We start from the raw sequence: 26,638 nt of genomic DNA on the forward strand, positions 1-26,638 counted from the left end.
ATGGATCTCGAAGCGGCCACGGCGGGGGCCGCCGAGACCGGTAGGTGACGCTCCGGAGACCTACGACACGATGTCCTTGTGCCGGAAGCCCCTGAAGGCGAGGGCGAACAGGACGAGCGCGTACGTCACCGAGACGGCCGTGCCCTGGATCATGCCTCCCCACTCCGGGGTCGGCTGGAGGGCGTCCGCCCAGGCGAACTGCCAGTGCGCGGGCAGGAAGTCGCGCCAGTCGCCGAGCGCGGTCACCGCGTCCAGGACGTTGCCGACGATCGTCAGGCCGACCGCGCCGCCCACCGCGCCGAGCGGGGCGTCCGTGCGGGTCGACAGCCAGAACGCGAGCCCGGCGGTGACCAGTTGGGACACGAAGACGTACGCCACGACGATCAGCAGGCGCTGGGTCGCGGTGCCGGTGGACAGCTCGCCGCCGGTGGGGATCTCCAGCGGGCCCCAGCCGTAGGCGGCGCTGCCCACCGCCAGCGCCACGACGGGCAGCAGCACCATGGCGGCGAGGCTGAGGCCGAGCGCCACGGTGAGCTTGGACCACAGCAGCCGGGTCCTCGGAACGGGCGCCGCCAGCAGGTAGCGCAGCGAGGACCAGCTCGCCTCGGAGGCGATGGTGTCCCCGCAGAACAGCGCCACCGGGATCACCAGCAGGAAGCCGGCCGAGACGAACAGGTTGACGGCGGCGAAGTTCGCGCCGGACGCGGTGGCCGTGTCCATCAGCGTCACCTGGCCGTTGCGCGCGCCCGGCTCGCCGCCGATCGCGAAGGCGGCGACGAGGACGAAGGGCAGCAGCGCGAGCACGGCCCCCATGACGAGGGTGCGGCGGCGCTTCAGCTGCCGTACGAGTTCGACCCGCAGCGGCAGTGTCCGCCGCGGGCGGTACCCGTCGGCAGTCTCGGCGCGCTCGGTGAGGGTGCTCACGCGGAGCCTCCGATTAGGGTGAGGAAGGCGTCTTCGAGGCGGCGGTTGGGGCCGACGGACCGCACCGGCACGTCGAGCCGGACCAGCTCCACTACCAGGTGTTCGGCGCTGCCCCCGGGGGCGAGGCGGACCAGCAGCCCGTCGTCGGTGACGAGGGCGGAGAGCACGCCGGGCAGCGCGCCGACCTTCTCGGCGAGCGGCCCGGCCACGGGTGTGCCGGTGCCGACCAGGAGGGTGTCGCCGGAGCCGATGATCTCGCTCACCGGGCCGGCCTGCACCAGCCTGCCGCGGTCCATGACCACGAGGTGGGTGCAGGTCTGCTCGACCTCGGCGAGGAGGTGGCTGGAGACGATCACGGTACGGCCCGCCGCGGCGTACCGGATCATGACCTCGCGCATCTCGCGGATCTGGGGCGGGTCGAGGCCGTTGGTCGGCTCGTCCAGGATCAGCAGGTCCGGCAGGCCCAGCATGGCCTGCGCGATGGCGAGGCGCTGGCGCATGCCCTGCGAGTAGGTGCGCACCGCGCGGGCCAGGGCGTCGCCGAGTCCGGCGATCTCCAGGGCCTCGTCCAGGTGCGAGTCCTCGGGCGGGCGTCCGGTGGCCCGCCAGTACAGCTCCAGGTTCTCGCGGCCCGACAGGTGCGGGAGGAAGCCCGCTCCCTCGACGAAGGCCCCGACCCGGGAGAGCACGGGAGCGCCCGGCCGGATCTCGTGCCCGAAGACGCGGATCGAACCGTCGTCGGGCGTGATCAGGCCCATGAGCATGCGCAGGGTCGTCGTCTTGCCGGCGCCGTTCGGTCCGAGCAGGCCGAGGATCTGGCCCTTCTCGACGCGGAAGGACAGGTCCCGGACCGCGTACCGGTCGGCGGACCTGGCGTACCGCTTGCTCAGGCCGGTGATCTGGAGCGGCACCTCGGCCCGCTCCGGGTCGGGCGGCCCGGCGGCGGTGCGGCGGCGGCCGGTGAGCAGCAGGGCGAGCGCGGCCAGGGCGCCGGCCACGGGCAGCCACCACAACCAGGAGGGCAGCGGCGCAGCGGCGGTCGTCACGCCGGGCGCGCTCGGGACCCGCAGGTCGCCCTTGAGCGAGACGGTGTACGTGGCGGGGGCGGTCGGGGAGGCGTAGCCGAGGTCCGTGGAGGCGAGGACCAGGCGCAGCCGGTGGCCCTTGCGCAGCTCGTGGTCGACGGCGGGCAGGGTCAGGTGGACGTCCTTGCCGGCCTTGGCGCCCTCGACCCGGACGGGCGCCACGAGCTGGGCGGGCAGCACCTGCCGGGAGCCGCCCGGTCCGACGTCGTACACCTTGCCGAAGAGGACGGCGTCGTCGGTGGTCGACCGCACGTGCACGGTCGCCGTGGGCGATCCGGTGATCCGCAGGTCCTCGGTGAGCGGGGCGGACGTGAACTTGGCGTACTGGCCCGGGAAGTCGATGGAGATCCCGACGCCGAGGGAGGACAGCTGGGAGATGCCGCCGGAGTCACCGAGGCCGGGGAGGGCGGAGATGGCGGGCGGGCTGGCCCCCGCGGGGTTGCGGACGGCCTGCTCGCGTCCGCTCAGCGCGATGTCCCGCCCGCGGCTCTCCAGGCCCGGGTACGTGTCCGCGCTCGCGCCCCGCAGCCGCGCGGCGCCGTCCGTGGAGTCGACGCCGCCGGTGCGGGTGACGCGGAAGGCGGGGCCGGTGTCGGCGTGGGCGTCGTCCTTCAGGTAGCGGTCGAACCAGGCGCCGACGCGGGCCCGCACCCGGTCGGTCTCCATGTCGCCGCCGTCGTGGCCGCCGGAGATCCAGTCGACGTCGACCGGCGCGCCGTTGGCCCGGATCGCCCTGGCCGCGGCGTCGGCCTGGCCGAGCGGGAACAGCGAGTCGGTCTGGCCCTGCACCAGGAGCGTCGGCACCTTGATGCGGTCGCCGACGGCGGACGGGGAGCGGGCGTCGAGCAGCGCCCGGGCCCGGGCGTCGGGCTTCCCGGCCTCGGCGACCCGGTTGTACATGGCGCACAGCGGGTCCTCGAAGCGCTCACAGCCGCCGCCGGAGTTGATGAACAGGCCGGCCCACAGCTTCTTGAGGACCCCGTTCGGGAAGAGGGCGTCCGCCAGGTTCCAGTAGGTGATCTCCGGGGCGATGGCGTCCACCCGGCGGTCGTGTCCGGCGGCCAGCAGGGAGACCGCGCCGCCGTAGGAGGCGCCGCTGAGGCCCACCCGCGGGTCGCCCGCGGCGTCCAGCTCCACCTCGGGCCGGGCGGCGAGCCAGTCGATGAGGCGGGAGACGTCGGCGACCTCGCCTGCGGGGTCGTTCAGGCCGATCCTGCCGGTGGAGCCGCCGAAGCCGCGGGCCGACCAGGTCAGCACCGCGTATCCGTCGCGCGCGAGCTGTTCGGCCTGCTCCCGGACGTCGGCCTTGCTGCCGCCGAAGCCGTGCGCCAGCAGGACGGCGGGGCGGCGGCCGGTGCCCGAGGTGAAGTACGAGGTGTTGATCTTCACTCCGTCGCCCATGGCCATGGCTCTGTCGGCGCGGTGCACGGGCGGGGCCTCGTCGGAGGCGGCGGCCGTCCACGTGCCGGCGCCGGCGAGCACGACGACGGCGGCCGCCGCGGCGGCCCACCGTCGCGGTCCCCGGGGTGCGGGTCCGCGCAGTCGGGACAGTCGAAGATCCATGCGTCCACCGTAAGGGGGCCCGCCGGCGCCCGACGCAGCCGCCGGGTTGAACCCGGCCCCCTCCCCTGGGAGTACGCTCGCGCCCCCGCGTACCGCGCCCGTGGTACGAACGCCCCATGGAGATTCGCCGTGCCACCACGGTCGGGGAACTGACCGCCGCCGAGTACCTCTTCGACCGTCCCGTGCGTCCCGAGTGGGCGCAAAGATTCCTGGAGGCCGGGGGCCACCACCTGTTCCTGGCGTACGGGACCCCGGAGTCCGGCGGCCCGCCGGAGCCGGTGGGCTTCGTCAGCGGGGTCGAGACCGTGCACCCCGACAAGGGGACCGAGATGTTCCTGTACGAGCTGGCGGTCGCCGAGCCCTACCGGCGGCGCGGGGCCGGGCGGGCGCTGACCCGGACGCTCGCCGACCTCGCCCGCGAACGCGGCTGCTACGGGATGTGGGTCGGCGTGGACACCGGGAACGACGTCGCCCTCGCCACCTACCGCAGCGCGGGTGGCGAGGACGACGGGACGTGCACGGTGGTGGTGTGGGACTTCGCGCCGGAGGCGCCGCCCCGGGCCTGAGGAATCAGGCCTGGCCGTCCTCCGGGATCGACACCAGCCAGCGGGTGTCGCGGCGCGGGCGCAGGTAGAAGGCCCAGTACAGGGTGGCGACGGCCGTGATGCCGCCGGTCCACAGCAGGTAGCCCGTCTCCTGCTGGCTGAGGATGTACGCCAGGACGCCGATCAGCAGGACCGGTACGGCGGGCCACAGCGGCATGCGCCAGGCGGAGGTGTGGGCGTGTGTCCCGCGCCGGGCGAGCAGGGCGGCGACGGCGACCAGCAGGTACATGCCGGTGACGGAGACTCCGGTGACGCCGTACAGCGTGTCGAGGTTCACGAAGCACAGGACGGCGCCGGGGATGCCGACGAGCAGGGTGGCGACCCACGGGGAGCCGAAGCGGCCGAGGCGGGACAGGCCCCGGTTGACCGGCTCGGGCCAGGCCTTGTCGCGGGCGGAGGCGAACAGGACGCGGGAGTTCTGGATGACCATGACGATGCCCGCGTTGATGATGGCGAGCGCCACGCAGAGGCTGACGAAGGTGCCGACCGCGGAGTTCGACCAGGCGGTGACCATGGTGCTGATGTCACCGCCGGACAGGGCCGCCAGGTCGGGGGCGCCCATGGTGATGGCGACGACCGGCACCAGGATGATCACCGTGGAGATGGCGAGGGTGGCGAGGACGGTACGGGCGACGTTGCGGCGCGGGTTCTCCAGCTCCTCGGAGAGGTAGACCGCGGTCGAGAAGCCCTGGGTGACGAAGAGGGCGATGGCGAGGCCGGAGACGATCAGCATGGCCGTGACGGTGTCCGTGTGGCCTCCGGCGTCCGCGACCTGGAGGGAGACCAGGCTGCCCGCGCCGCGCTCGCCGTGCGCGAAGCCGAGGACTGCCACGACGGCCGCCGCGATGACCTCGAGGACCAGGAAGACGCCGGTGATCCAGGCGTTGGCGCGCAGGTCGAGCAGGCCGGCGAGGGTGGCGAGCAGCATGACGGCGGCACCCGCGTAGGACGGGTCGAGGTGCACGATCGGGGCGAGGTAGTCCGCGGTGCCCATCGCGATCACCGGCGGCACGATCATGACGACGAGCAGGGAGAGCACGAAGACGAGCCAGCCGGCGAGGCGTCCGGCCATCGTGGAGACCATGGCGTACTCGCCGCCCGCGCTGGGGATGAGGGTGCCCAGCTCCGAGTAGCAGAACGCCACGGCGATGCAGAGGAGCGAGCCGATCGCGATGGTGAGGGCGGTGGCCGTGCCGAGGGACGAGAAGAGGTCGGGCACGACCACGAAGAGCGTCGAGGCCGGGGTCACGCAGGAGAGCGTCAGCAGGGTGCCGCCGACGATCCCGATGGAGCGCTTGAGCTTGAGGGGGCCGCCGGACGCCGTGGGGGCGGCGTCCGGGGCGGCGGTCTCGACAGGGCGGAGCGTGTCGGTCATGGAGTGGTTCCGATCGACTCGTGCGTCAGGTGTTTCGGGCGGGAGCGATATCGCCTCCGGCGGCTCGCGTCGTTCATGTCTTCGTCCGCTCCCGGCGCTGAATGGAACCCCGACGAAAACCAGCACGTCAATGGCTGTTTACCTACGGAATCCGCAGCCGTGCAGCGACCCAGGTCACATCACTTTCGCAGGCTTCGACGCCCCGATATTGCAATCATCAAGCCGTTCGGGAATGTGACCTTGCTTTCCAAGATCCAATACGGACGTGGCCTGCGTCACCCGTTTCATCCCGTCTGAACGGGAACCGCAGCTCGGCCGTCAAAAAAACGTGAGGCCGTCCGCAATGCGGACGGCCTCACTGCCTGCGTCGATCACCCTCAGTGGTTGCGCGGGAACCCCAGGTCGACGCCGGCCGGGGCCTCCGACGGGTCCGGCCAGCGGGTGGTCACGACCTTGCCGCGCGTGTAGAAGTGCGTGCCGTCGTTTCCGTAGATGTGGTGGTCCCCGAAGAGGGAGTCCTTCCAGCCGCCGAAGGAGTGGTAGCCGACGGGCACCGGGATCGGCACGTTGACGCCGACCATGCCCGCCTCCACCTCCAGCTGGAAGCGGCGGGCGGCGCCGCCGTCCCGGGTGAAGATCGCGGTGCCGTTGCCGAACGGCGAGGCGTTGATGAGGTCGACGCCCTCCTCGTAGGTGTCCACGCGCAGCACGCACAGCACCGGGCCGAAGATCTCGTCCCGGTAGGCGTCGGCGGTCACCGGGACCCGGTCCAGCAGCGACAGCCCGATCCAGTGGCCGTCCTCGTAGCCCTCGACGGTGTGGCCGGTGCCGTCCAGGACGACCTCGGCGCCCTGGGCCGCCGCGCCCGTCACGTACGAGGCCACCTTGTCGCGGTGGGCCGCGGTGATCAGCGGGCCCATCTCGGACGCCGGGTCGTTGCCGGGGCCGATCTTGATCTTCTCGGCGCGCTCGCGGATCTTCGCCACCAGCTCGTCGCCGATCGCGCCCACGGCGACGACCGCCGAGATCGCCATGCAGCGCTCGCCGGCCGAGCCGTACGCGGCCGACACCGCGGCGTCCGCGGCGGCGTCCAGGTCGGCGTCGGGCAGGACCAGCATGTGGTTCTTGGCGCCGCCGAGGGCCTGGACGCGCTTGTGGTTCGCGGCGGCCGTGGTGTGGATGTGGCGGGCGATCGGCGTGGAGCCGACGAAGGACACGGCCGCGACGTCCGGGTGCTCCAGCAGGCGGTCGACGGCCACCTTGTCGCCGTGCACGACGTTGAAGACACCGTCGGGCAGGCCGGCCTCGGAGAGCAGCTCGGCGATCTTCATGGAGGCCGACGGGTCCTTCTCGGACGGCTTCAGCACGAAGGTGTTGCCGCAGGCGATGGCCATCGGGAACATCCACATCGGCACCATGGCCGGGAAGTTGAACGGCGTGATGCCCGCCACCACGCCCAGCGGCTGCCGGATGGAGGACACGTCGACGCGGCTGGCGACCTGCGTGGACAGCTCGCCCTTCAGCTGCACGTTGATACCGCAGGCCAGCTCGACGATCTCCAGGCCGCGGGCGACCTCGCCGAGCGCGTCCGAGTGGACCTTGCCGTGCTCGGCGGTGATCAGCTCGGCGACCGCGTCCCGGTTCGCGTCGAGCAGCGCCCGGAACCGGAACAGGATGTTGGTGCGCTGCGCGAGCGAGGACTGGCCCCAGGTCGCGTACGCCTCCTTGGCGGCGGCCACCGCCGCGTCGACCTCGTCGACGCTCGCGAAGGCGACCTTGGTGGTGACGGCGCCGGTCGCCGGGTCGGTGACCGGGCCGTACGTACCCGACGCGCCTTCGGTGGGCTTGCCACCGATCCAGTGGTTGACGATCTTCGTCATGCCAGAAACTCCCTCACAGATGGCGGCGTCGGGTGGAGACGTGCCGGTCGTACTCGTCGCGCGCCTTGACCGCCGACGGGCGGGTCGCGGTCTCGGCCACGGGTACATCCCACCAGGCTTGGGCCGGGGGCGCGCCCGACACTGTGTCTGCCGTTTCGGTCTCCACGTAGACACATGTGGGAGTGTCCGCGGCCCGTGCCCGCGCCAGCGCCTCCCGCAGGTCACGCACGGTCTTCGCCCGCAGCACCCGCATGCCGAGGCTGGCCGCGTTGGCGGCGAGGTCCACGGGCAGCGGCGCCCCCGTATAGGCACCCTCGCCCGACCGGTGGCGGTAGGCGGTGCCGAACCGCTCGCCGCCCACGGACTCCGAGAGGCCGCCGATGGACGCGTACCCGTGGTTCTGCAGGATCACCACCTTGACCGGCACGTTCTCCTGGACCGCGGTGACGAGTTCCGTCGGCATCATGAGGTAGGTGCCGTCGCCGACCAGCGCCCACACGGGCCGGCCGGGCGCCGCCATCCGCACCCCGATCGCGGCCGGGATCTCGTAGCCCATGCACGAGTACCCGTACTCCACGTGGTACTGGTCCCGGGACCGCGCCCGCCACAGCTTGTGCAGGTCGCCGGGGAGCGAACCCGCCGCGTTGATGAGGATGTCCTCCTCATCGACGAGCGCGTCGAGTATGCCGAGCACCTGGGGCTGGGTGGGCCGGATGTCGGGGTCGTCCGCCTCGAACGCCGCGTCGACCCGGTACTCCCAGCGCTCCTTGTCGTCCGTGTACTCGGTGACGTAGGCGGGCTCCGCGCGGTGGCCGTGCAGGGTGAGCGCCTCGGTGAGCTCCTCCAGACCGGCGCGGGCGTCCGCGATCAGGGTCCGCCCGGACAGCTTGTGCCCGTCGTAGGGCGCGATGTTCAGGTTGAGGAAGCGGACGCCCGAGCCCGCGAAGAGGGTGCCGGACGCCGTCGTGAAGTCGGTGTAGCGGGTGCCGACGCCGATCACCAGGTCGGCGGTGCGCGCCAGTTCGTCGGCGGTCGCGGTGCCGGTGTGGCCGATGCCGCCGACGTCCTGCGGGTGGTCCCACCGCAGGGAGCCCTTGCCGGCCTGGGTGGAGGCGACCGGGATGCCGGTGGCCGCGGCGAGTTCCGCGAGGGCGTCCTCGGCGCGGCTGTGGTGGACCCCGCCGCCCGCGACGATCAGGGGGCGCCGGGACTCGCGGACGGCCCGCACGGCCTCGGCCAGTTCGCCGGAGTCGGGGGCCGGGCGCCGGACGGTCCAGACCCGCTCCGCGAAGAACTCCTCCGGCCAGTCGAACGCCTCCGCCTGCACGTCCTGCGGCAGCGCGAGGGTGACCGCGCCCGTCTCCACCGGGTCCGTCAGCACCCGCATCGCCTGGAGCGCCGCCGGGATCAGCGCCTCGGGGCGGGTGATCCGGTCGAAGTACCTCGACACCGGGCGCAGGCAGTCGTTGACCGACACGTCGCCCGCGTAGGGGACCTCCAGCTGCTGGAGGACCGGGTCGGCCGGGCGGGTGGCAAAGACGTCGCCGGGCAGCAGCAGCACCGGCAGGTGGTTGACCGTCGCGAGGGCGGCGCCGGTGACGAGGTTCGTGGCGCCGGGGCCGATCGACGTCGTCACGGCGTGCGTGGACAGCCGGTTGCGCTGGCGCGCGTAGCCGACGGCCGCGTGCACCATGGACTGCTCGTTGCGGCCCTGGTGGTACGGCATCTCGTCCGCGTACTCGACGAGCGCCTGGCCGATCCCGGCGACGTTCCCGTGGCCGAAGATGCCCCAGGTGGCGCCGATCAGCCGCTGCCGCTCGCCGTCCCGTTCCGTGAACTGGGAGGCCAGGAAGCGCACCAGCGCCTGCGCGACCGTCAGACGGGTCATCGGTATCCCTCCGCGCTCTCTCCGTGTCCGGGGTGGAAGCAGATCCGCCACTCCCGCTCCGCGCCCGGACCCGCCATCACGTTCAGGTAGTACATGGTGTGCCCGGGAGCCGCGACGGACGGGCCGTGCCAGCCGTCGGGGACGAGGACGGCGTCGCCGGTCCTCACCTCGGCCAGCACGTCGGCGCCGCCCTCGCGTGAGGGGAACACGCGCTGATAGCCGAAACCGCCCGGACCCTCGATCTCGAAGTAGTAGATCTCCTCCAGCAGCGACTCGACGCCGGGGCGGTGCTCGTCGTGCTTGTGCGGCGGGTACGAGGACCAGTTGCCGCCGGGGGTGACGACCTCGACGGCGATCAGCCGGTCGCATTCGAAGCCGTCGGCCGAGGCGAAGTTGCGCACCTTCCTGGCGCAGGTGCCGCTGCCGCGGTCTTCGACGGGAACCTCCGGCGCGGGGCCGTAGCGGGCGGGGAGTCGGCGCTCGCACTTCGCTCCTGCCAGGGCGAAGCGGCCTCCCGCGCCGGAGGCGATCAGTGCCCGGGCGTCGCGGGGAACGTAGGCGAAGTCGCTGACTCCGCCGAACACGCTTTCCCTGCCCAGGAGATGGAACTCCTCACCCTCCGTGTGTACCGTACAACCACCCTCCAGGGGCAGCACGATCCACTCGCTGTCGCCGCTGGTGAAGGTGTGCGTGCCGCCCGGCGCGAGGTCGACCACGCGCAGGCTGCTGTACTCCCATCCCGCCCGCTTGGGGTCGATGTCGACGGCGTACAGCGGGCCTGCGGCGGCGCCCTTGGGGACGTACAGGTCGTTGCTCGTCATCCGGTCCTCACAGGAGTCCGACGGCGGTGTCCACGGCGGCGGCCACGTCCCCGTCCGCCGGGTAGAGCAGGGAGCGGCCGACGACCAGCCCCTGCACGGTGGGCAGTTGGAGGGCACCGCGCCACTTCTCGTACGCGCCCTCCTGGTCCTCGCCGACGTCGCCGCCGAGCAGGACGGCGGGCAGCGTGGAGGTCTCCATGACGCGGGCCATGTCGTCGGGGTTCTCGGTGACGGGAACCTTCAGCCAGGTGTACGCCGACGTGCCGCCCAGGCCGCTCGCGATGGCGATGGACTTGGTGACCGCCTCGGCGCCGAGGTCGTTGCGCAGCGCCCCGGTCGCCGGGTCGCGGCGGCACAGGAACGGCTCGACGAACACCGGGAGCCGGCGCCCGGCCATCTCGTCGACGACGCGGGCGGCGGACTCCAGGGTCCGCAGCGAGCCCGGGTCGTCGTAGTCAATGCGCAGCAGCAGCTTGCCCGCGTCGAAACCGAGCCGCTCGATGTCCTGCGGGCGGTGCCCGGTGAACCGGTCGTCCAGTTCGAAGGCGGCGCCCGCGAGGCCGCCGCGGTTCATCGACCCGAGGACGACCTTGCGGTCCAGGGCGCCGAGCAGCAGCAGGTCGTCGAGGATGTCGGCGGTGGCGAGAACGCCGTCGACACCGGGCCGCGAGAGCGCGAGGCAGAGCCGTTCCAGCAGGTCGGCGCGGCTCGCCATGGCGAACCTGCGGTCGCCGACGGCCAGCGCGCCCCGGGCCGGGTGGTCCGCGGCGATGATCATCAGGCGGCCGCCGCCGTCGACCAGGGGGCGCCGGGGGCGGCGGGCCGCGGCCTCGGCGATCGCCTCGGGGTGCTGGGCGCGGACGCGGACCAGCTCGGATACGTCTATCGGGCCGAGGGCACCCGGAGCGGTGCCGCGGCCGTCGCCGGCGCCCTCCCCGTGCCTCGTCCCGCCGACGTGTCCCGCCCTCACCGCACCGCTCCCGCGGCGAGCGCGTCCTCGACCTCGTCCGGGGTCGGCATGGCCGAGGAGCACTCCAGGCGGGAGGCGACGATGGCGCCCGCCGCGTTCGCATACCGCATGATCCGCTCCAGGTCCCAGCCGGCCAGCAGGCCGTGGCACAGGGAGCCGCCGAAGGCGTCGCCGGCGCCGAGGCCGTTGAGGACGGTCACCGGCAGCGGCGGGACCTCGGCGGACGTGCCGTCGCGGTGGACGGCGAGGACGCCCTTCGGGCCCTGCTTCACCACCGCCAGCTCGACGCCCGCCGCCAGCAGGGCGCGGGCGGCGGTGTGCGGGTCGCGCTCGCCGGTGGCGATCTCCACCTCGTCCACGTTGCCCACGGCGACGGTGGTGTGGCGCAGGGCCTCGGCGTAGAAGGGGCGCGCGGACCCGGGGTCCTTCCAGAACATGGGGCGCCAGTCGAGGTCGAAGACCGTCGTGCCCGCCCCGGCCCGGTGGGCGAGCGCCGCGAGCGTCGCGGTGCGGCTGGGCTCCTCGCTCAGTCCCGTGCCGGTCACCCAGAAGACGGAGGCGTCGCGCACCGCCTCCAGGTCGAGCTCGTCCGCGTGGATCTCCAGGTCGGGCGCCTTGGGCTGCCGGTAGAAGTAGAGCGGGAAGTCGTCCGGCGGGAAGACCTCGCAGAACGTGACCGGGGTCGGCAGCCCGGCGACCGGCGTCACCCAGCGGTCGTCGACGCCGAAGTCCCGCAGCGCGTCGTGGAGGTACGCGCCGAAGGGGTCGTCGCCCGTACGTGTGATCACCGCCGTGCGCCGGCCGAGGCGGGCGGCGGCCACCGCGACGTTCGTCGCCGACCCGCCGAGGAACTTCCCGAAGGACGTCACCCGGGCCAGCGGCACGCCCGTCTGCAACGGGTAGAGGTCCACGCCGATCCGCCCCATGGTGATCAGGTCGTACGCCATCGAGATCCCTTCGCTTGGGCTGTCCCCAGGTCTAGCGTCGCCCGGGGAGCCCTGTCAACGCTTTGTCCAGACATTCGGACCAGGGCTTGACACCTTCCAGGGGCGGTCCGAAGCTGACGCCCATGACGTCGTTGTCACCGCAGCCATCGCCCGAGCCGTCACGTCCGTCGTCACCTGGCCCCTCACGCCCGTCGTCGCCCCGGCCGTCACCGCGGTCGTCGCCTCCCTCCTCACTGTCCCGCATCCGGATCGGTTCGGCTCCCGACTCCTGGGGCGTCTGGTTCCCGGACGATCCGCGGCAGGTCCCCTGGCAGCGCTTCCTCGACGAGGTCGCCGCGTCCGGGTACGAGTGGATCGAGCTGGGCCCCTACGGCTATCTGCCGACCGATCCGGCCGTCCTGGCGGAGGAGACCGCACGGCGCGGGCTCACGGTCTCGGCCGGCACGGTGTTCACCGGCCTGCACCGGGGCCCGGCGGTGTGGGACTCCACCTGGGCGCACGTCTCGGCCATCGCCGAGCTCACCCGGGCCATGGGCGCCGAGCACCTCGTCGTCATCCCCTCCTTCTGGCGGGACGACAAGACGGGCGCGGTACTGGAGGACAGGACCCTGACACCGACGCAGTGGCGCAGCCTCACCGCCCAGACCGAGCGGCTCGCCCACGAGGTGCGGGAGCGCTACGGGCTGCGGATCGTCGTCCACCCGCACGCCGACACGCACATCGACAGCGAGGAGAACGTCACCCGCTTCCTGGACGCCACGGACTCCTCGCTCGTCTCGCTGTGCCTGGACACCGGGCACTACGCCTACTGCGGCGGCGACAGCGTCAAGCTCATCGAGACGTACGGCGAACGCATCGGCTACCTCCACCTCAAGCAGGTGGATCCGCTGGTCCTGGCCGAGGTCCGGGCGGGCGAGGTGCCGTTCGGGCCGGCCGTGGCACGCGGTGTCATGTGCGAACCGCCCTCCGGCGTACCGGCGCTGGAGCCCGTCCTCGCCGCCGCGCAGAAGCTCGACGTCGACCTCTTCGCGATCGTCGAGCAGGACATGTACCCCTGCCCACCGGACAAGCCCCTCCCGATCGCCCAACGGACCCGGGCGTTCCTGAGGTCCTGCGGGGCCTGAACGGACGGGGGCCAGGTTCGAGGGCGCGGGTGGGGCGATTCGGGGGCGCGGCTTCGGGGGGCGCGGCGGTGCGCCGGGGGGGCGCGTGGGGTCCGTCGGCGTGCGGTGGGGCCGGGGCCATCAGTTGTTCCCAGGGTGCTCACGACGCTCAATGCGTCACCCGTGTCACAAAAGACCGCTTCCTGTCACACATGTCGCGTATACGCGGGTCTTGGGTCACACCCGGGCGACAGGCCCAGCCTCCCGGTCACGCAGCGTCGTTCAACGGGCACAGGCTTTGTGATCGCCAGCGCAGCGCCCGGCTCCCCCGACGGCCGCCCCCGGCCGCCGCCGCGGCGCGCGCAGGGAGGTGCCACTGATGACCGACCGTCGGCTCTGGTCGTACAAAGAGATCGCCGCGCACATCCGGGTGCAGCCGGACACCGTGAGGTCGTACCGCAAACACGGCCTGCTGCCACCGCCCGACCATGTGGAGGGCGGAAAACCGTACTGGTACGCCGACACCGTCCGCGCCTGGGTCGCGTCCCGGCCGGGCAACCGGGGGCGCCGGGAGGACTGACCCCGGGAGTCACGGCCGCCCCGGCGGCACTGACGCCGGGAGTCACGGCCGCCCCGGCGGCGACGGGCCGGCCCCCGGAGCCGGTTCGACGGGCGGGAGGCGGCAGTGAAGGGCTCCGGCGCGGACCCGGACGTGGGCGGTGCGGCCCCTCAGGCCCAGGGTTCGACGACGGTCACCCCGGAGCCCGGGGCCGTGCCCATCGCCTCCAGCGCGGCCGGCGCGGCGTCCAGCGGGATGGTCGACGTGACGAGCAGATCGGGGCGCAGCACGCCCGCCCGCACCAGCTCCAGCATCCGGGGGTAGGCGTGCGCCGCCATCCCGTGGCTGCCCAGCACTTCGAGTTCGAGGCCGATCACCCGTGCCATCGGAACCGGGGTGGAGCCGGTCGGCGAGGGCAGCAGGCCCACCTGCACATGACGGCCGCGGCGGCGCAGGCCGTTCACGGAGGCGGCGCAGGTGGCGGGGGAACCGAGCGCGTCCAGGGAGAGGTGGGCGCCGCCGCCCGTCACCTCGCGCACCGCCTCCGCCGTGTCCGCGACCCGGGAGGCGTCGACGCACTCGGCCGCCCCGAACGTCCGCGCCAGCTCCAGCGCCCGGGCGGAGACGTCCACGGCCACGACCCGGGCGCCCGAGGCCGCCGCGATCATCACGGCGGACAGCCCGACGCCCCCGCACCCGTGCACCGCGACCCACTCCCCCGCCGCCACCCGTCCCTGTACGACCACCGCGCGGAACGCCGTGGCGAACCGGCAGCCCAGCGAGGCCGCCGTCCCGAAGGACAGCTCCTCGGGCACCGCGACCAGGTTCACGTCGGCGTGCTCCAGCGCCACGTACTGCGCGAAGGAGCCCCAGTGGGTGAAGCCGGGCTGGGTCTGGCGCTCGCAGACCTGCTGGTCGCCCGCCGCGCAGGCGGGGCAGGTGCCGCAGGCGCAGACGAAGGGCACGGTGACCCGGTCCCCGGGGCGCCATCCGGTCACCCGCGCGCCCACGGCCTCGACGACACCGGCGAGTTCGTGACCGGGCACGTGCGGCAGCGTGATGTCCGGGTCGTGCCCCTGCCAGCCGTGCCAGTCGCTGCGGCACAGCCCGGTGGCCTCGACCCGCACCACGACCCCGTGCCCGGCCGGTGCCGGGTCCGCCACCTCGCGCACCTCGGCCGGCTCGCCGTACCGCTCGAACACCACTGCCCGCATCCGTCTCGCCCCTCGCCCGGAGATCGTGTCCGCGGGGAACGCTATCCGCGTACCTCGATCCTGTCCCGGTCCAGGTCGGGCTCCTGCACCTCGGAGGCGGGGGGCCGCGTGTCCCCTTCGGCGACTCCGAACCGCTCGTGGAAGCGGCGCAGCGGACCCGGGGCCCACCAGGTGGCCCTGCCGGTGAGCCGCATGACGGCGGGCACGAGCAGGCTGCGGACGATCATCGCGTCCATCAGGACGGCGAGCGCGATGCCGAGGCCGAGCATCTTGGTGTTGGTCACCCGCGAGGTGCCGATCGCAACCATCACCACCGCCAGGATGACCGCGGCGGCGGTGATCAGTCCGCCGGTGCGCTGGAGGCCGAAGCGGACCGATTCCCGGTGGTCGCCCGTCGCGTCGTACTCCTCCTTGATGCGGGAGAGCAGGAACACGCCGTAGTCCATGGACAGTCCGAAGGCGACACAGAACATGAGGACCGGCAGGGTGGTCTCGATCGAGCCCGTGTCGGTGAAGCCGAGCAGCCCCGACAGATGGCCGTCCTGGAAGACCCAGACCACCGCCCCGAACATCGCCGTCAGGCTGAGCGCGTTCAGCAGGACCGCCTGGAGCGGTACGAGCACGCTGCCGGTCAGCAGGAACACCAGGAGCAGGGTGACGAGCGCGATGAAGGCGACCGCCCACGGCAGCCGGTCGGCTATCGCGTGCTTGGAGTCGACAAGGACCGCCGCCGTGCCGGTGACGGCGGTGCCGAAGGGCGCGTCGGCCGCGCGCAGGTCGCCCACCAGCCGCTGGGCGGCGTCGTCGACGGCCTCGCCCTTCGGCAGCACCGTGAAGTACGCCGAGTCGCCCTCCACCAGGGGTCCGTCCACCCGGAGCACGCCGGGCAGCGCGGCGATCCGGTCCTTGTACGCGGCGTACTCGGCCCGGGTCGCGCGGCCTTCGGCGAGCACTTCGAGGCCGCCGCCCGGACTGCCGGGGAAGCCGTCCCTGATGTGCTGCTGGACGGTGTGGGACTCGGCGGTCGAGGGGAGCTGCCGGTCGTCGGCCGTGCCGAACCGCACGCCCAGGAACGGCAGTCCGAGGACGACCAGGGCGACGGTGGTGGCCAGGGCGAAGACCGGTGCCCTGCGCATGACGAGGTCCGCCGTGCGCCCCCAGGCCGCCCCTTCGGCCGTCCTGCGCGGCCGGCCGCGCCGCGGCAGGCGCCGCAGGTCCAGGGCGTTCACCCGGTGTCCGAGCAGGACCAGCGCGGCCGGCAGCAGGACGAGGGCGGCGCCCGCGGCGAGCAGCACCACCGCGATGCCGGCGTAGGCGAAGGAGCGCAGGAAGTACTGCGGGAAGAGCAGCATCGCGGCCAGCGACACGGCGACCGTGAGGGCCGAGAAGAGGACCGTGCGCCCGGCGGTGCGCAGGGTGGTGGCGACGGCGGCCCGGGGCTCGGCGCCCGCGGACAGCTCCTCGCGGAACCTGCGGACGATGAACAGGGCGTAGTCGACGGCGAGGCCCAGCCCGAGGGCCGTGGTGAGGTTCATGGCGAAGACCGAGACGTCGGTCAGCTCGGTGAGTCCGCGCAGGACCGCGTTCGTGCCGAGGATGGCGATGATGCCCACGCCGAGCGGCAGCAGCGCCGCCACCGCGCTCCCGAACACCATCACCAGGAGCACGAGCGTCACCGGGAGGGCGATCAGCTCGGCGCGGGTCAGGTCCTCGCGGATGGTCGTCTGCATCTCGTGCCGTACGGCGACGGGTCCGCCGACGCGGACCTCGACCGGGCCGTGCGTCCCCCGGAAGGCGGGTGCCAGGCGGTCCAGGGTCTCGCCCGCGGTCTTCTCGTCGCCCGTGATCCGGGCGGCGACGAGTGCCTCGTGCCCGTCCTCGGCCTTCAGGGCGGGTGAGCCTGACTGCCAGTAGGAGCCGACGCCCGTGACGCCCCGCTCGGAGGCGAGCCGGGCCGCGAGCCGCTTCGCCTCGGCGGCGACGGCGGGGTCGTCCACCGACGCGCGTCCCGCGTCGACCAGGAGGAGCAGATTGGGCTGCGAGGCGGGGAAGCGGTGCTCCAGCGCCTCGGTCGCGTAGGTGGACTGGGCGTCCGGGTCCTCCCAGCCGCCGCTGCCCAGCCGGTCGGCGACACCGCTGCCCGCGACCACCGCGAGGGCGGTGACCAGCAGGGCCAGGAGCAGCGAGAGCCGGGGCCGCGCGGTCACGACGCGGGTCCAGCCGCCGATGCGCGGGGTCCTGTTGACTACGGTCATCGTGCGGTGTCCCCTTCACCGTGACCCCTGTCGTCCGCTCGCGGCCGCGCGTTCGTCGCGCGCGTCCGGGCAGGCCGCATGGGTCGTCCTTTGCCATAGACTGGCAAACACGAGTCATCGCTCGCGTTTTCCAAGAATGCGAGCGACCACTCGTGTTTGTCAATCGCGCCCTGAGAGTTGGGGATAACCCGTGTCCGACAAGCCCGACAGGTCCGCCGACGGCACCGGCACCGACATCACGGAGCGGACGCCGGAGGACAGGCCGCGCCGGCGCCAGGCCCGCGGCGAGCGCCGCATCGCCCAGCTCCTCGACGCCGCCGCCTCGGTGTTCTGCAGGAGCGGCTACACGGGCGCCAGCACGAACGCGATCGCCCGCGAGGCGGGCGTCTCCCCCGGCACGCTCTACCAGTTCTTCCCGAACAAGGAGGCCCTCGCGATCGGCCTCAGCGACCAGCTGCTCCACGACTGGCGCGCGTCGCAGGGCCAGGCCCTCGCCCCGGAGAACATCGGGCTCCCGCTGGACGAGATGCTCGACGCGGTCCTCGACCCGCTCATCGAGTTCAACGTCGCCAACCCCGCGTTCGGCGTCCTGATGCACGGCGCCGACACCCCGGGCCGCATCACCGAGGAGATCAGCACCGTGCACGACGCCGTGCTAACCCGGGTGGACGACATCGTCGCCGGCTACCTGCCCGACGCCTCACCCGAGGAGCGCACCCGCACCGCGAACATGACGCTCGCCCTCTTCAAGGCCGGACTCGACCTGATCATGTCCCACGAGGGCACGGCGCGGGACGCGTACGTCACCGAGCTGAAGACGGTCATGTACCGCTACCTGAAGCCGCTCGTCGGGGAGACGGGCGGCGGCGGACACTGAGCGGCGCGCCCGCGGTCCGGCCGCGTCCCGCCCGGCCTCGTTAGTACCCCCTAGGGGTATAGTGTGGAGTGCGTCGGGTGGGAACCCGCATCCCACAGGCCGCCCACCCGCACCGGAACGCCCCCATGCCTCGACGAGGAGTAACGCCATGACCGCCCAGACCGGCACCCCGCACTCCGTCACGACCGTCTACCGGGTGAGCGGCATGAGCTGCGGCCACTGCGAAGGCTCCGTCTCCAGCGAGATCTCGGAGATCGCCGGCGTCGACTCGGTGAAGGCCGTGGCCTCCTCCGGCGAGGTCACCGTCGTGTCCGCCGCGCCGCTCGACGACGAGGCCGTACGCGCCGCCGTGGACGAGGCGGGCTTCGAGCTCGTCGGCCGCGCCTGACCCCGCCCGAGCCCGGCTGCGGCGCCGCCCGCAGCACCTCGTCCCCGCACCGGGCCGTACCGGCCGGCAGACACCGACTCCGTACGGCCCGGCCCATCGACTGGAGCCGGACATGACCACCGCAGCAGCCAGGACCCCGGTGACGGAGACCTCCGCGCCGTCCGTCCCGGCCTCCGAGGTCGAACTCGTCATCGGCGGGATGACCTGCGCCTCCTGTGCGGCCCGGGTCGAGAAGAAGCTCAACCGCATGGACGGCGTCACCGCCACGGTGAACTACGCCACCGAGAAGGCGAAGGTCACCTACCCCGCGGGGACACAGGTCGCCGACCTCATCGCCACCGTGGTCAAGACCGGCTACACGGCCGAGGAGCCCGCTCCCCCGCCCGCCGAGGACACCGAGGCGCCCGCCGCGGACGACCCCGAACTCGCCTCCCTGCGGCAGCGGCTGACCGTCTCCGCCGCCCTCGCGCTGCCCGTCGTCCTGATGTCGATGATCCCGGCACTGCAGTTCGACAACTGGCAGTGGCTCGCACTCACCCTCGCCGCGCCCGCCGTCGTCTGGGGCGGACTCCCCTTCCACCGCGCCGCCCTCACCAACGCGCGGCACGGCGCGGCCACCATGGACACGCTCGTGTCCGTCGGCACGCTCGCCGCCTTCGGCTGGTCCCTCTGGGCGCTGTTCTTCGGCGACGCGGGCATGTCCGGCATGCGGGACGGCTTCACCTTCACCGTCTCGCGCCACGACGGCGCCTCCACCATCTACCTGGAGGTCGCGGCCGGCGTCGTCGCGTTCATCCTGCTCGGCCGCTATCTGGAGGCCCGCTCCAAGCGGCGCGCCGGGGCGGCCCTGCGGGCGCTGATGGAGCTCGGCGCTAAGGACGTCCGCGTCCTCAGGGACGGCCGCGAGGTGCGCGTCCCCGTCGACGGACTGGCCGTCGGCGACCGCTTCGTCGTACGGCCCGGCGAGAAGATCGCCACCGACGGCACCGTCGTCGAGGGCACCTCGGCGGTCGACGCGTCCATGCTGACCGGCGAGTCCGTGCCGGTCGACGTGTCCGTCGGCGACGGCGTCACCGGCGCCACCGTGAACGTCGCGGGCCGCCTGGTCGTGGAGGCCCGCCGCGTCGGCGCGGACACCCAGCTGGCCCGGATGGCACGGCTGGTGGAGGACGCGCAGAACGGCAAGGCCGAGGTGCAGCGCCTCGCCGACCGGATCTCCGCGGTCTTCGTGCCGGTGGTACTGCTGATCGCCGTCGGCACGTTCGGTTTCTGGCTCGGTCTCACCGGTGACACCGTGGCCGCCTTCACCGCCGCCGTCGCGGTCCTGATCATCGCCTGCCCCTGCGCCCTCGGCCTCGCGACCCCGACCGCGCTGATGGTCGGCACGGGACGCGGCGCCCAGCTCGGCATCCTCATCAAGGGCCCCGAGGTCCTGGAGTCCACCCGCCGCGTCGACACCGTCGTCCTGGACAAGACCGGGACCGTCACCACCGGCCGGATGACCCTGCACGAGGTGTACGCCGCCGAAGGCATCGGCGAGAGCGAGCTCCTGCGGGCCGCAGGAGCCCTGGAGCACGCCTCGGAGCATCCGATCGCCCGGGCCGTCGCCGCAGGCGCCGAGGAGCGCGCCGGCGCCCTGCCCGCTCCCGAGCACTTCGAGAACGTCCCCGGACTCGGCGTGCGCGGACGCGTCGAGGGACGGGAGATCACGGTGGGACGGCTGCCGCACGGCACCCTCCCGCCCGAGCTGGCCCGCGCCCGCGCCGAGGCCCAGGCCGGCGGCCGTACGGCCGTCGTGGTCACCCGGGACGGGACGGCGATCGGCGTCCTGACCGTCGCCGACACGGTCAAGGAGACCAGCGCCGAGGCGGTGAGGGCCCTGCGCGCCCTCGGTCTCACGCCGGTGCTGCTGACCGGCGACAACCGGGCGGTGGCCGAGTCCGTGGCCCGCGCCGTCGGCATCGACCAAGTCGTCGCCGAGGTGCTGCCCGAGGGCAAGGTCGAGGTGATCGAGCGGCTCCGGGGCGAGGGCCGGACGGTCGCCATGGTCGGCGACGGCGTCAACGACGCCGCCGCGCTCGCCACCGCCGACCTCGGTCTCGCCATGGGCACGGGGACCGACGCGGCCATCGAGGCCGGCGACCTGACCCTCGTCCGCGGGGACCTGCGCGTCGCCGCCGACGCGATCCGGCTCTCGCGCCGGACCCTCGCCGTCATCAAGGGGAACCTGCTCTGGGCCTTCGGATACAACGTGGCCGCGCTGCCGCTGGCCGCCGCGGGACTCCTCAACCCGATGATCGCGGGCGCCGCCATGGCCTTCTCCTCGGTGTTCGTGGTCACGAACAGCCTTCGGCTCAGGGCATTCTCATGACGACGGGGCGGGAGTCCCTCTAGAGTCCAACGGAAGCCTCACATAAGCTCTTCACAAGGCTCGCGCATCATCCTTACGCTTGGTCTCCGATCGACGTATCGGGGCTCTTGCGCATTTTCAGGACATATGCAAGAGACGCAGGTCACAGTGATGTGAACGTAACCAACGAAGGGGTTCGTGAGTCTAAGTTGGCGATGTCGGCAACGTCTTGGGGGGCGGAGCCGGCATCTGGGGATGTCTTGGGGGACGTTCCCGGAGCTGCGTTGCCGGGGCACGTACGCCGGAGAGCTTTGAGCGGCCCTCCCGGTCCGTACGGGTCCCGGCAGACCGCACCTCGTCACGCAGTGGCGTAACCAGTTTTGCTCGTTTAGCTCGCAGCGATTCAGGCGCTGTCCCACAGACGCCCGGCCGGATCCCGTGGGGGGAATCCGCACCGGGACAAGGAAAGCGCCCTGACTGCCGGCCCGTGGGGGGACCGGCAGCAGGGCGCTTTCCGTATTTCTGGCGCTCGGTTCGCCTCCGGGGCCCCCTCTTCCAGGAGCTCGGTTCGCCTCCGGGGCGCGGAAGCCTGTGTCGAGGGGCCGATCGTGCTCGACCCCTCCTTCGTCGGGGCCTCCGCGCGTCGGCCCCTCGACACAGGCGCGCCCCTTCGGCTCACTCGCTTTCGGGAGGAGCCGTCGGGGCGGTTTTTTGCCTGGAAGGTGCTGTCTAGCGGGCTTCCACCGGGACGAAGTCGCGGAGGACCTCGCCCGTGTAGATCTGGCGCGGGCGGCCGATGCGGGAACCCGGCTCCTTGATCATCTCGTGCCACTGGGCGATCCAGCCCGGCAGGCGGCCGAGGGCGAACAGGACCGTGAACATCTCGGTCGGGAAGCCCATCGCGCGGTAGATGAGGCCCGTGTAGAAGTCCACGTTCGGGTAGAGCTTGCGCTCGACGAAGTAGTCGTCGGCCAGCGCGTGCTCTTCCAGCTTCAGCGCGATGTCGAGCAGCTCGTCCGACTTGCCGAGGGCGGAGAGGACGTCGTGCGCGGCGGCCTTGATGATCTTCGCCCGGGGGTCGAAGTTCTTGTAGACGCGGTGCCCGAAGCCCATGAGCTTCACGCCGTCTTCCTTGTTCTTCACCTTGCGGATGAAGGTGTCGACGTCGCCGCCGGACGCCTGGATGCCTTCGAGCATCTCCAGCACCGACTGGTTGGCGCCGCCGTGCAGCGGGCCCCAGAGGGCCGAGATGCCGGCGGAGATCGAGGCGAACATGTTCGCCTGCGAGGAGCCGACCAGGCGCACGGTGGAGGTCGAACAGTTCTGCTCGTGGTCCGCGTGCAGGATGAGCAGCTTGTCGAGCGCGGAGACGACGACCGGGTCGAGGTCGTACTCCTGCGCGGGGACCGAGAAGGTCATCCGCAGGAAGTTCTCGACGTACCCGAGGTCGTTGCGCGGGTAGACGAACGGGTGACCGATCGACTTCTTGTACGCGTAGGCCGCGATCGTCGGAAGCTTGGCGAGCAGGCGGATCGTCGAGAGGTGGCGCTGCTTCTCGTCGAACGGGTTGTGGCTGTCCTGGTAGAAGGTGGACAGCGCGCTGACCACGGACGACAGCATCGCCATGGGGTGGGCGTCACGCGGGAAGCCGCGGAAGAAGTTCTTGACGTCCTCGTGCAGCAGGGTGTGCTGCGTGATCTCGCCCTTGAAGGTGGAGAGCTGGTCGACGGTCGGCAGTTCGCCGTTGATCAGCAGGTACGCCACCTCAAGGAAGGTGGAGCGCTCGGCGAGCTGCTCGATCGGGTAACCGCGGTACCGCAGGATGCCTTCCTCGCCGTCGAGGTAGGTGATCGCGGATTTATAGGCGGCGGTGTTGCCGTATCCGCTGTCGAGCGTGACCAGACCGGTCTGGGCGCGGAGCTTCCCGATGTCGAAGCCCTTGTCGCCGACGGTGCTGTCGATCACCGGGTAGGTGTACTCGCCATCGCCGTACCGCAGTACTACAGAGTTGTCGCTCACGTCATCCCTCACCGACGTTGTGCCTCTTCTTCGAGGTGCCCTGACTGTCTCTACCATCCCCCATTTGGCCCTGGAGAGTGCACTCGGGGTCGACCATTGGGCCTATTGGCGGCACTCAGTGCCGCCAACCTGCTCATCCTGCCCCCCACGCTCCGCTTCCGGAAGTGGAGTGTGACCTTTGTGACTCATTTGATCGATCATTTTTTACGAACCCCGCCGTGCCGGGACCGTTGAGCCCTTCCCCGCGTCCGTCCCGGCGTCTCAGGCTCCGAGGGGGCGGGGCGCCAGACGGTGGTCCAGGGCGGTGCAGCGGCGCCCGGCGGAGACCGTGCGGACCGCCTGGCCTATCGCCTTGCGGGAGCCGACGAGGACGACCAGCTTCTTGGCGCGGGTGACCGCCGTGTAGAGCAGATTGCGCTGGAGCATCATCCAGGCGCTGGTGGTGACCGGGATCACCACCGCCGGGTACTCGCTGCCCTGGGAGCGGTGGATGGTCACCGCGTACGCGTGGGCCAGTTCGTCGAGCTCGTCGAACTCGTATTCCACTTCCTCGTCCTCGTCCGTGCGTACGGTCAGGCGCTGTTCGTCCGGGTCGAGCGAGGTGACGACGCCGACCGTGCCGTTGAAGACGCCGTTCTCGCCCTTCTCGTAGTTGTTCCGGATCTGGGTGACCTTGTCGCCGACGCGGAAGACCCGCCCACCGAAGCGCTTCTCGGGGAGGTCGGGGCGGGCCGGTGTGACGGCCTGCTGGAGCAGGCCGTTCAGTGCTCCGGCGCCCGCCGGGCCGCGGTGCATCGGCGCGAGCACCTGCACGTCGCGCCGCGGGTCGAGACCGAACTTGGCCGGAATGCGCCGGGCCACCACGTCCACGGTGAGCCGGCCCACCTCCTCGGTGTCGTCCTCGACGAAGAGGAAGAAGTCCTTGAGTCCCTGGGTGACGGGCTGCTGGCCCGCGTTGATCCGGTGGGCGTTCGTCACCACGCCGGACTGCTGGGCCTGGCGGAAGACGCGGGTGAGGCGGACCGCCGGGATCGGGCTGCCGTCGGCGAGCAGATCGCGCAGGACCTCGCCGGCGCCGACGCTGGGCAGCTGGTCGACATCCCCCACGAACAGCAGGTGAGCACCCTCGGCGACCGCCTTGACCAGCTTGTTGGCGAGCAGGAGGTCCAGCATCGACGCCTCGTCCACCACCACCAGGTCGGCGTCGAGCGGCCGCTCCCGGTCGTACGCCGCGTCCCCGCCGGGCTTGAGCTCCAGCAGCCGGTGCACGGTGGAGGCGTCGGCGCCGGTCAGCTCCGCGAGGCGCTTGGCCGCCCGGCCCGTGGGCGCCGCCAGCACGACCTTCGCCTTCCTGGCCCGGGCCAGCTCCACGATCGAGCGCACCGTGAACGACTTGCCGCAGCCAGGTCCCCCGGTGAGGACGGCGACCTTCTTCGTCAGCGCGAGCCGGACGGCCGCCTCCTGCTCGGGGGCCAGCTCCGCGCCCGTACGCCCCTTCAGCCAGGCGAGCGCCTTGTCCCAGTCCACGTCGTGGAACCCCGGCATCCGGTCCTCGCCGGTGCGCAGCAGCCGCAGCAGCTGGGCGGAGAGGGAGAGTTCGGCGCGGTGGAAGGGGACCAGGTAGACCGCGGTGACCGGGTCGCCGCCGTCGGGGGCCGGGACCCTCTCGCGCACGACGCCCGGGTCCTCGCCGTCCTCGCCGGGTGCGGCCAGCTCGGCCAGGCACTCGATGACGAGTCCCGTGTCGACCTGGAGCAGCTTCACCGCGTCCGCGATGAGCCGCTCCTCGGGGAGGTAGCAGTGGCCCTGGTCGGTGGACTGCGAGAGCGCGTACTGCAGACCGGCCTTGACGCGCTCCGGGCTGTCGTGCGGGATGCCGACGGACTGGGCGATCTTGTCGGCGGTGAGGAAACCGATGCCCCAGACGTCCGACGCGAGGCGGTAGGGGTGGTTCTTCACCACGGAGATCGACGCGTCGCCGTACTTCTTGTAGATGCGGACGGCGATGGACGTCGACACCTCGACGCTCTGGAGGAAGAGCATGACCTCCTTGATCGCCTTCTGCTCCTCCCAGGCGTCGGCGATCTTCCTGGTGCGCTTGGGGCCGAGACCGGGGACCTCGACGAGCCGCTTCGGCTCCTCCTCGATGATCCGCAGCGTGTCGACGCCGAAGTGCCGGGTGATGCGGTCCGCGAAGACCGGGCCGATGCCCTTGACCAGACCCGAGCCCAGGTAGCGGCGGATGCCCTGGACGGTGGCGGGCAGCACCGTCGTGTAGTTCTCCACCGTGAACTGCTTGCCGTACTGCGGGTGGGAGCCCCAGCGGCCCTCCAGGCGCAGGGACTCGCCCACCTGTGCGCCGAGGAGCGAGCCGACGACGGTCAGCAGGTCGCCGGCACCACGGCCGGTGTCCACCCGGGCCACCGTGTACCCGGTCTCCTCGTTGGCGTACGTGATGCGCTCCAGTACGCCTTCCACCACCGCCAGGGTCACCTGGCGGGTTCCCGCCTGATCGGACATGTCCCGACGGTACCCGGAGGGTGTGACAGCCGTCAGCGATCAGCCACGGGGGCCTGCTTGAGCGCCTCCACGAAGGGGACGAAGGCCGTCACCGGGAAGGTGAGGGTGGCTTGGGCGGGGGCCTTCGAGTCACGGACGGCGACGTGGGCGGGGAGGGTCGCGATCTCCACGCAACTGTTGCCGTCGCCCTCGCCCGAGTGGGACGACTTGTGCCAGTTGTCGAACGTCATGGGGCGCCTCACAACTCTTTCGCCAGTCCGTTGATGAGTTCACGCGATCGCTCCGGGTCGAGCGATGCAGCTTGCACCCTACGGAAGTTCGTTCGGTAAGTCGCCAGTTGAGCTTCGGCGTCGATGAGGACCGACCCGTGCGGCGCGTCGCGCACGACCGTGTCCAATCGGGGCAGAGAGCCACCCGCGTAGGTCATGGTGGCGGACGCTTTGGTGAAACCGTCCACATCGAAGGGGATCACTCGCAGGGTGACGTGGGCACTCTCGGACGATTCGAGAAGCCGCGTGAGCTGCGCTCGGGTTGCGGCGCGGTCGCTCACCCTGATCCTCAGCGCCGCCTCGTGGATCACCACCTCGTGCGGGAGGGGCAGTTGTTGGCGTGCCATTCGGTGACGCACCCGAAACTCGACCTCCTCGTCGGTCAGTTCGGGAACTCGCGAACTGAAGAGGGCGCGGGCGTAGTCCTCCGTCTGCAGCCGACCCGGCACGTAGAGGATCGCCACGTCGTGCAGGTACACGGCGTGATGTTCCAGTTCGGCCAGGTCCAGAAACGACGTGGGCAGCAATCCCCGGTACTCCTCCCACCAGCCCCGCGTCCGGTCCGTCGCCATGGCCACCAACGCGTCGATGAACTCCTCGTCCGTGCAGGCGTAATGAGAGGCGAGGCGGCGCAGCCTCTGCTCGCTCACGCCCGCGAGGCCGGACTCGATGTGGGTGATCTGAGCCGGGCTCACCCCCAGGAGCGCCGCCGCTTGGCGCGCCGTGAGGCCTGCCGCCTCGCGGAGTCTGCGCAGCTCTGTCGCCAGTCGCATCTGACGTGCCGTCGGTTCGCGCCTCAAAGCCTGACCGCCCTCTGGTTCAACGCGCCCGCGGACGCCACTCATTGGGGGCCAGATTACGTGACCCGCTTGCGGCGTCTCTAGATTTAGATCTACCGTCAGTGACGCGACGCACACTCTGCGGCACCCCCGGGGCACCGGAAGCGCACCGCCCCGTCCTGCCATGACGGGCGCGACACTGCCACCGCCGGCCCGCCGCAACTCCCCCTCCACCGAACGGAGTTCA

At 72.0% G+C, this 26,638-nt stretch carries 20 protein-coding genes; 6 read left to right on the plus strand and 14 right to left on the minus strand.

The window, feature by feature from the left end; genetic code table 11:
• Nucleotides 1–60: 60 nt before the first annotated feature.
• A complete protein-coding gene (locus tag ACFYQQ_RS07345) occupies nt 61–924 on the minus strand; it encodes an ABC transporter permease (RefSeq protein ID WP_355788946.1) in 864 nt (287 codons plus the stop codon).
• Complete coding sequence (locus ACFYQQ_RS07350; RefSeq protein WP_388903829.1) at nt 921–3,572, minus strand: alpha/beta fold hydrolase; 2,652 nt, start codon at nt 3,570–3,572, stop codon at nt 921–923. Before ACFYQQ_RS07350 ends, ACFYQQ_RS07345 begins: the two co-directional genes overlap by 4 nt.
• 116 nt (nt 3,573–3,688) lie before the next feature.
• Between ACFYQQ_RS07350 and ACFYQQ_RS07355 the strand changes: the two genes are divergently transcribed.
• Nucleotides 3,689–4,138 (plus strand): GNAT family N-acetyltransferase, encoded by a 450-nt coding sequence (locus tag ACFYQQ_RS07355; protein ID WP_356164797.1) that lies wholly within the window; start codon nt 3,689–3,691, stop codon nt 4,136–4,138.
• Nucleotides 4,139–4,142: 4 nt separating this feature from the next.
• On the opposite strand, the gene ACFYQQ_RS07360 is transcribed toward ACFYQQ_RS07355, so the two are convergent.
• From ACFYQQ_RS07360 to iolC, 6 genes are all read right to left on the minus strand, one after another.
• The gene (locus ACFYQQ_RS07360; protein WP_356164794.1) at nt 4,143–5,552 is read right to left on the minus strand and encodes an APC family permease; all 1,410 of its coding nucleotides are present in this window, start codon (nt 5,550–5,552) and stop codon (nt 4,143–4,145) included.
• Nucleotides 5,553–5,929: 377 nt separating this feature from the next.
• Nucleotides 5,930–7,432 carry a CoA-acylating methylmalonate-semialdehyde dehydrogenase gene (mmsA, locus tag ACFYQQ_RS07365; protein ID WP_356164791.1) on the minus strand — a complete coding sequence of 501 codons (1,503 nt, stop codon included), beginning with the start codon at nt 7,430–7,432 and terminating at the stop codon, nt 5,930–5,932.
• 13 nt (nt 7,433–7,445) lie between these two features.
• A complete protein-coding gene (gene iolD, locus ACFYQQ_RS07370) occupies nt 7,446–9,320 on the minus strand; it encodes a 3D-(3,5/4)-trihydroxycyclohexane-1,2-dione acylhydrolase (decyclizing) (RefSeq protein ID WP_355790742.1) in 1,875 nt (624 codons plus the stop codon).
• A complete protein-coding gene (gene iolB, locus ACFYQQ_RS07375; RefSeq protein WP_355790740.1) occupies nt 9,317–10,141 on the minus strand; it encodes a 5-deoxy-glucuronate isomerase in 825 nt (274 codons plus the stop codon). Before iolB ends, iolD begins: the two co-directional genes overlap by 4 nt.
• A 7-nt stretch (nt 10,142–10,148) precedes the next feature.
• The gene (locus tag ACFYQQ_RS07380) at nt 10,149–11,027 is read right to left on the minus strand and encodes a deoxyribose-phosphate aldolase (protein ID WP_356165068.1); all 879 of its coding nucleotides are present in this window, start codon (nt 11,025–11,027) and stop codon (nt 10,149–10,151) included.
• Between the two features lie 80 nt (nt 11,028–11,107).
• On the minus strand, nt 11,108–12,058 hold the full coding sequence (gene iolC / locus ACFYQQ_RS07385; protein ID WP_355788224.1) for a 5-dehydro-2-deoxygluconokinase: 951 nt from the start codon (nt 12,056–12,058) through the stop codon (nt 11,108–11,110).
• Nucleotides 12,059–12,180: 122 nt separating this feature from the next.
• Here iolC and ACFYQQ_RS07390 point away from each other — a divergent pair, with 122 nt between their 5' ends.
• Together ACFYQQ_RS07390 and ACFYQQ_RS07395 are read left to right on the plus strand one after the other, a co-directional pair.
• Nucleotides 12,181–13,182: a sugar phosphate isomerase/epimerase gene (locus ACFYQQ_RS07390; protein ID WP_355788222.1), complete on the plus strand. Its 1,002-nt coding sequence runs from the start codon at nt 12,181–12,183 to the stop codon at nt 13,180–13,182.
• Nucleotides 13,183–13,540: 358 nt separating this feature from the next.
• Nucleotides 13,541–13,741: a MerR family transcriptional regulator gene (locus ACFYQQ_RS07395; RefSeq protein WP_355788220.1), complete on the plus strand. Its 201-nt coding sequence runs from the start codon at nt 13,541–13,543 to the stop codon at nt 13,739–13,741.
• Nucleotides 13,742–13,890: 149 nt separating this feature from the next.
• Here ACFYQQ_RS07395 and ACFYQQ_RS07400 read toward each other — a convergent pair whose 3' ends face one another.
• Together ACFYQQ_RS07400 and ACFYQQ_RS07405 are read right to left on the minus strand one after the other, a co-directional pair.
• Nucleotides 13,891–14,934, minus strand: a complete 1,044-nt coding sequence (locus ACFYQQ_RS07400; RefSeq protein WP_355788217.1) for a zinc-dependent alcohol dehydrogenase family protein — start codon at nt 14,932–14,934, stop codon at nt 13,891–13,893.
• A gap of 41 nt (nt 14,935–14,975) precedes the next feature.
• Nucleotides 14,976–17,189: an MMPL family transporter gene (locus ACFYQQ_RS07405; protein ID WP_388903833.1), complete on the minus strand. Its 2,214-nt coding sequence runs from the start codon at nt 17,187–17,189 to the stop codon at nt 14,976–14,978.
• Between the two features lie 235 nt (nt 17,190–17,424).
• Between ACFYQQ_RS07405 and ACFYQQ_RS07410 the strand changes: the two genes are divergently transcribed.
• The 3 genes from ACFYQQ_RS07410 to ACFYQQ_RS07420 all read left to right on the plus strand — a co-directional run bounded on the left by ACFYQQ_RS07410 (nt 17,425) and on the right by ACFYQQ_RS07420 (nt 20,825).
• A complete protein-coding gene (locus tag ACFYQQ_RS07410; RefSeq protein WP_355781646.1) occupies nt 17,425–18,066 on the plus strand; it encodes a TetR/AcrR family transcriptional regulator in 642 nt (213 codons plus the stop codon).
• Between the two features lie 148 nt (nt 18,067–18,214).
• Nucleotides 18,215–18,454: a heavy-metal-associated domain-containing protein gene (locus tag ACFYQQ_RS07415; protein WP_355781633.1), complete on the plus strand. Its 240-nt coding sequence runs from the start codon at nt 18,215–18,217 to the stop codon at nt 18,452–18,454.
• Between the two features lie 112 nt (nt 18,455–18,566).
• Nucleotides 18,567–20,825, plus strand: coding sequence for a heavy metal translocating P-type ATPase (locus tag ACFYQQ_RS07420; protein ID WP_355781631.1), 2,259 nt, complete (start codon nt 18,567–18,569; stop codon nt 20,823–20,825).
• 708 nt (nt 20,826–21,533) lie between these two features.
• On the opposite strand, the gene ACFYQQ_RS07425 is transcribed toward ACFYQQ_RS07420, so the two are convergent.
• The 4 genes from ACFYQQ_RS07425 to ACFYQQ_RS07440 all read right to left on the minus strand — a co-directional run bounded on the left by ACFYQQ_RS07425 (nt 21,534) and on the right by ACFYQQ_RS07440 (nt 26,385).
• Nucleotides 21,534–22,823, minus strand: coding sequence for a citrate synthase (locus tag ACFYQQ_RS07425; RefSeq protein ID WP_121402961.1), 1,290 nt, complete (start codon nt 22,821–22,823; stop codon nt 21,534–21,536).
• 261 nt (nt 22,824–23,084) lie between these two features.
• Complete coding sequence (locus ACFYQQ_RS07430) at nt 23,085–25,343, minus strand: ATP-dependent RecD-like DNA helicase (protein WP_355782324.1); 2,259 nt, start codon at nt 25,341–25,343, stop codon at nt 23,085–23,087.
• Nucleotides 25,344–25,375: 32 nt separating this feature from the next.
• The gene (locus ACFYQQ_RS07435; RefSeq protein WP_355782322.1) at nt 25,376–25,573 is read right to left on the minus strand and encodes a DUF397 domain-containing protein; all 198 of its coding nucleotides are present in this window, start codon (nt 25,571–25,573) and stop codon (nt 25,376–25,378) included.
• A gap of 8 nt (nt 25,574–25,581) precedes the next feature.
• Entirely contained in the window at nt 25,582–26,385 is an 804-nt protein-coding gene (locus ACFYQQ_RS07440; RefSeq protein WP_355782320.1) for a helix-turn-helix transcriptional regulator, read from the minus strand.
• Between the last annotated feature and the right edge of the window lie 253 nt (nt 26,386–26,638).

This window comes from Streptomyces sp. NPDC005496 (genome assembly GCF_042872045.1).
In the GTDB taxonomy this organism is placed as follows: Bacteria; Actinomycetota; Actinomycetes; order Streptomycetales; family Streptomycetaceae; genus Streptomyces.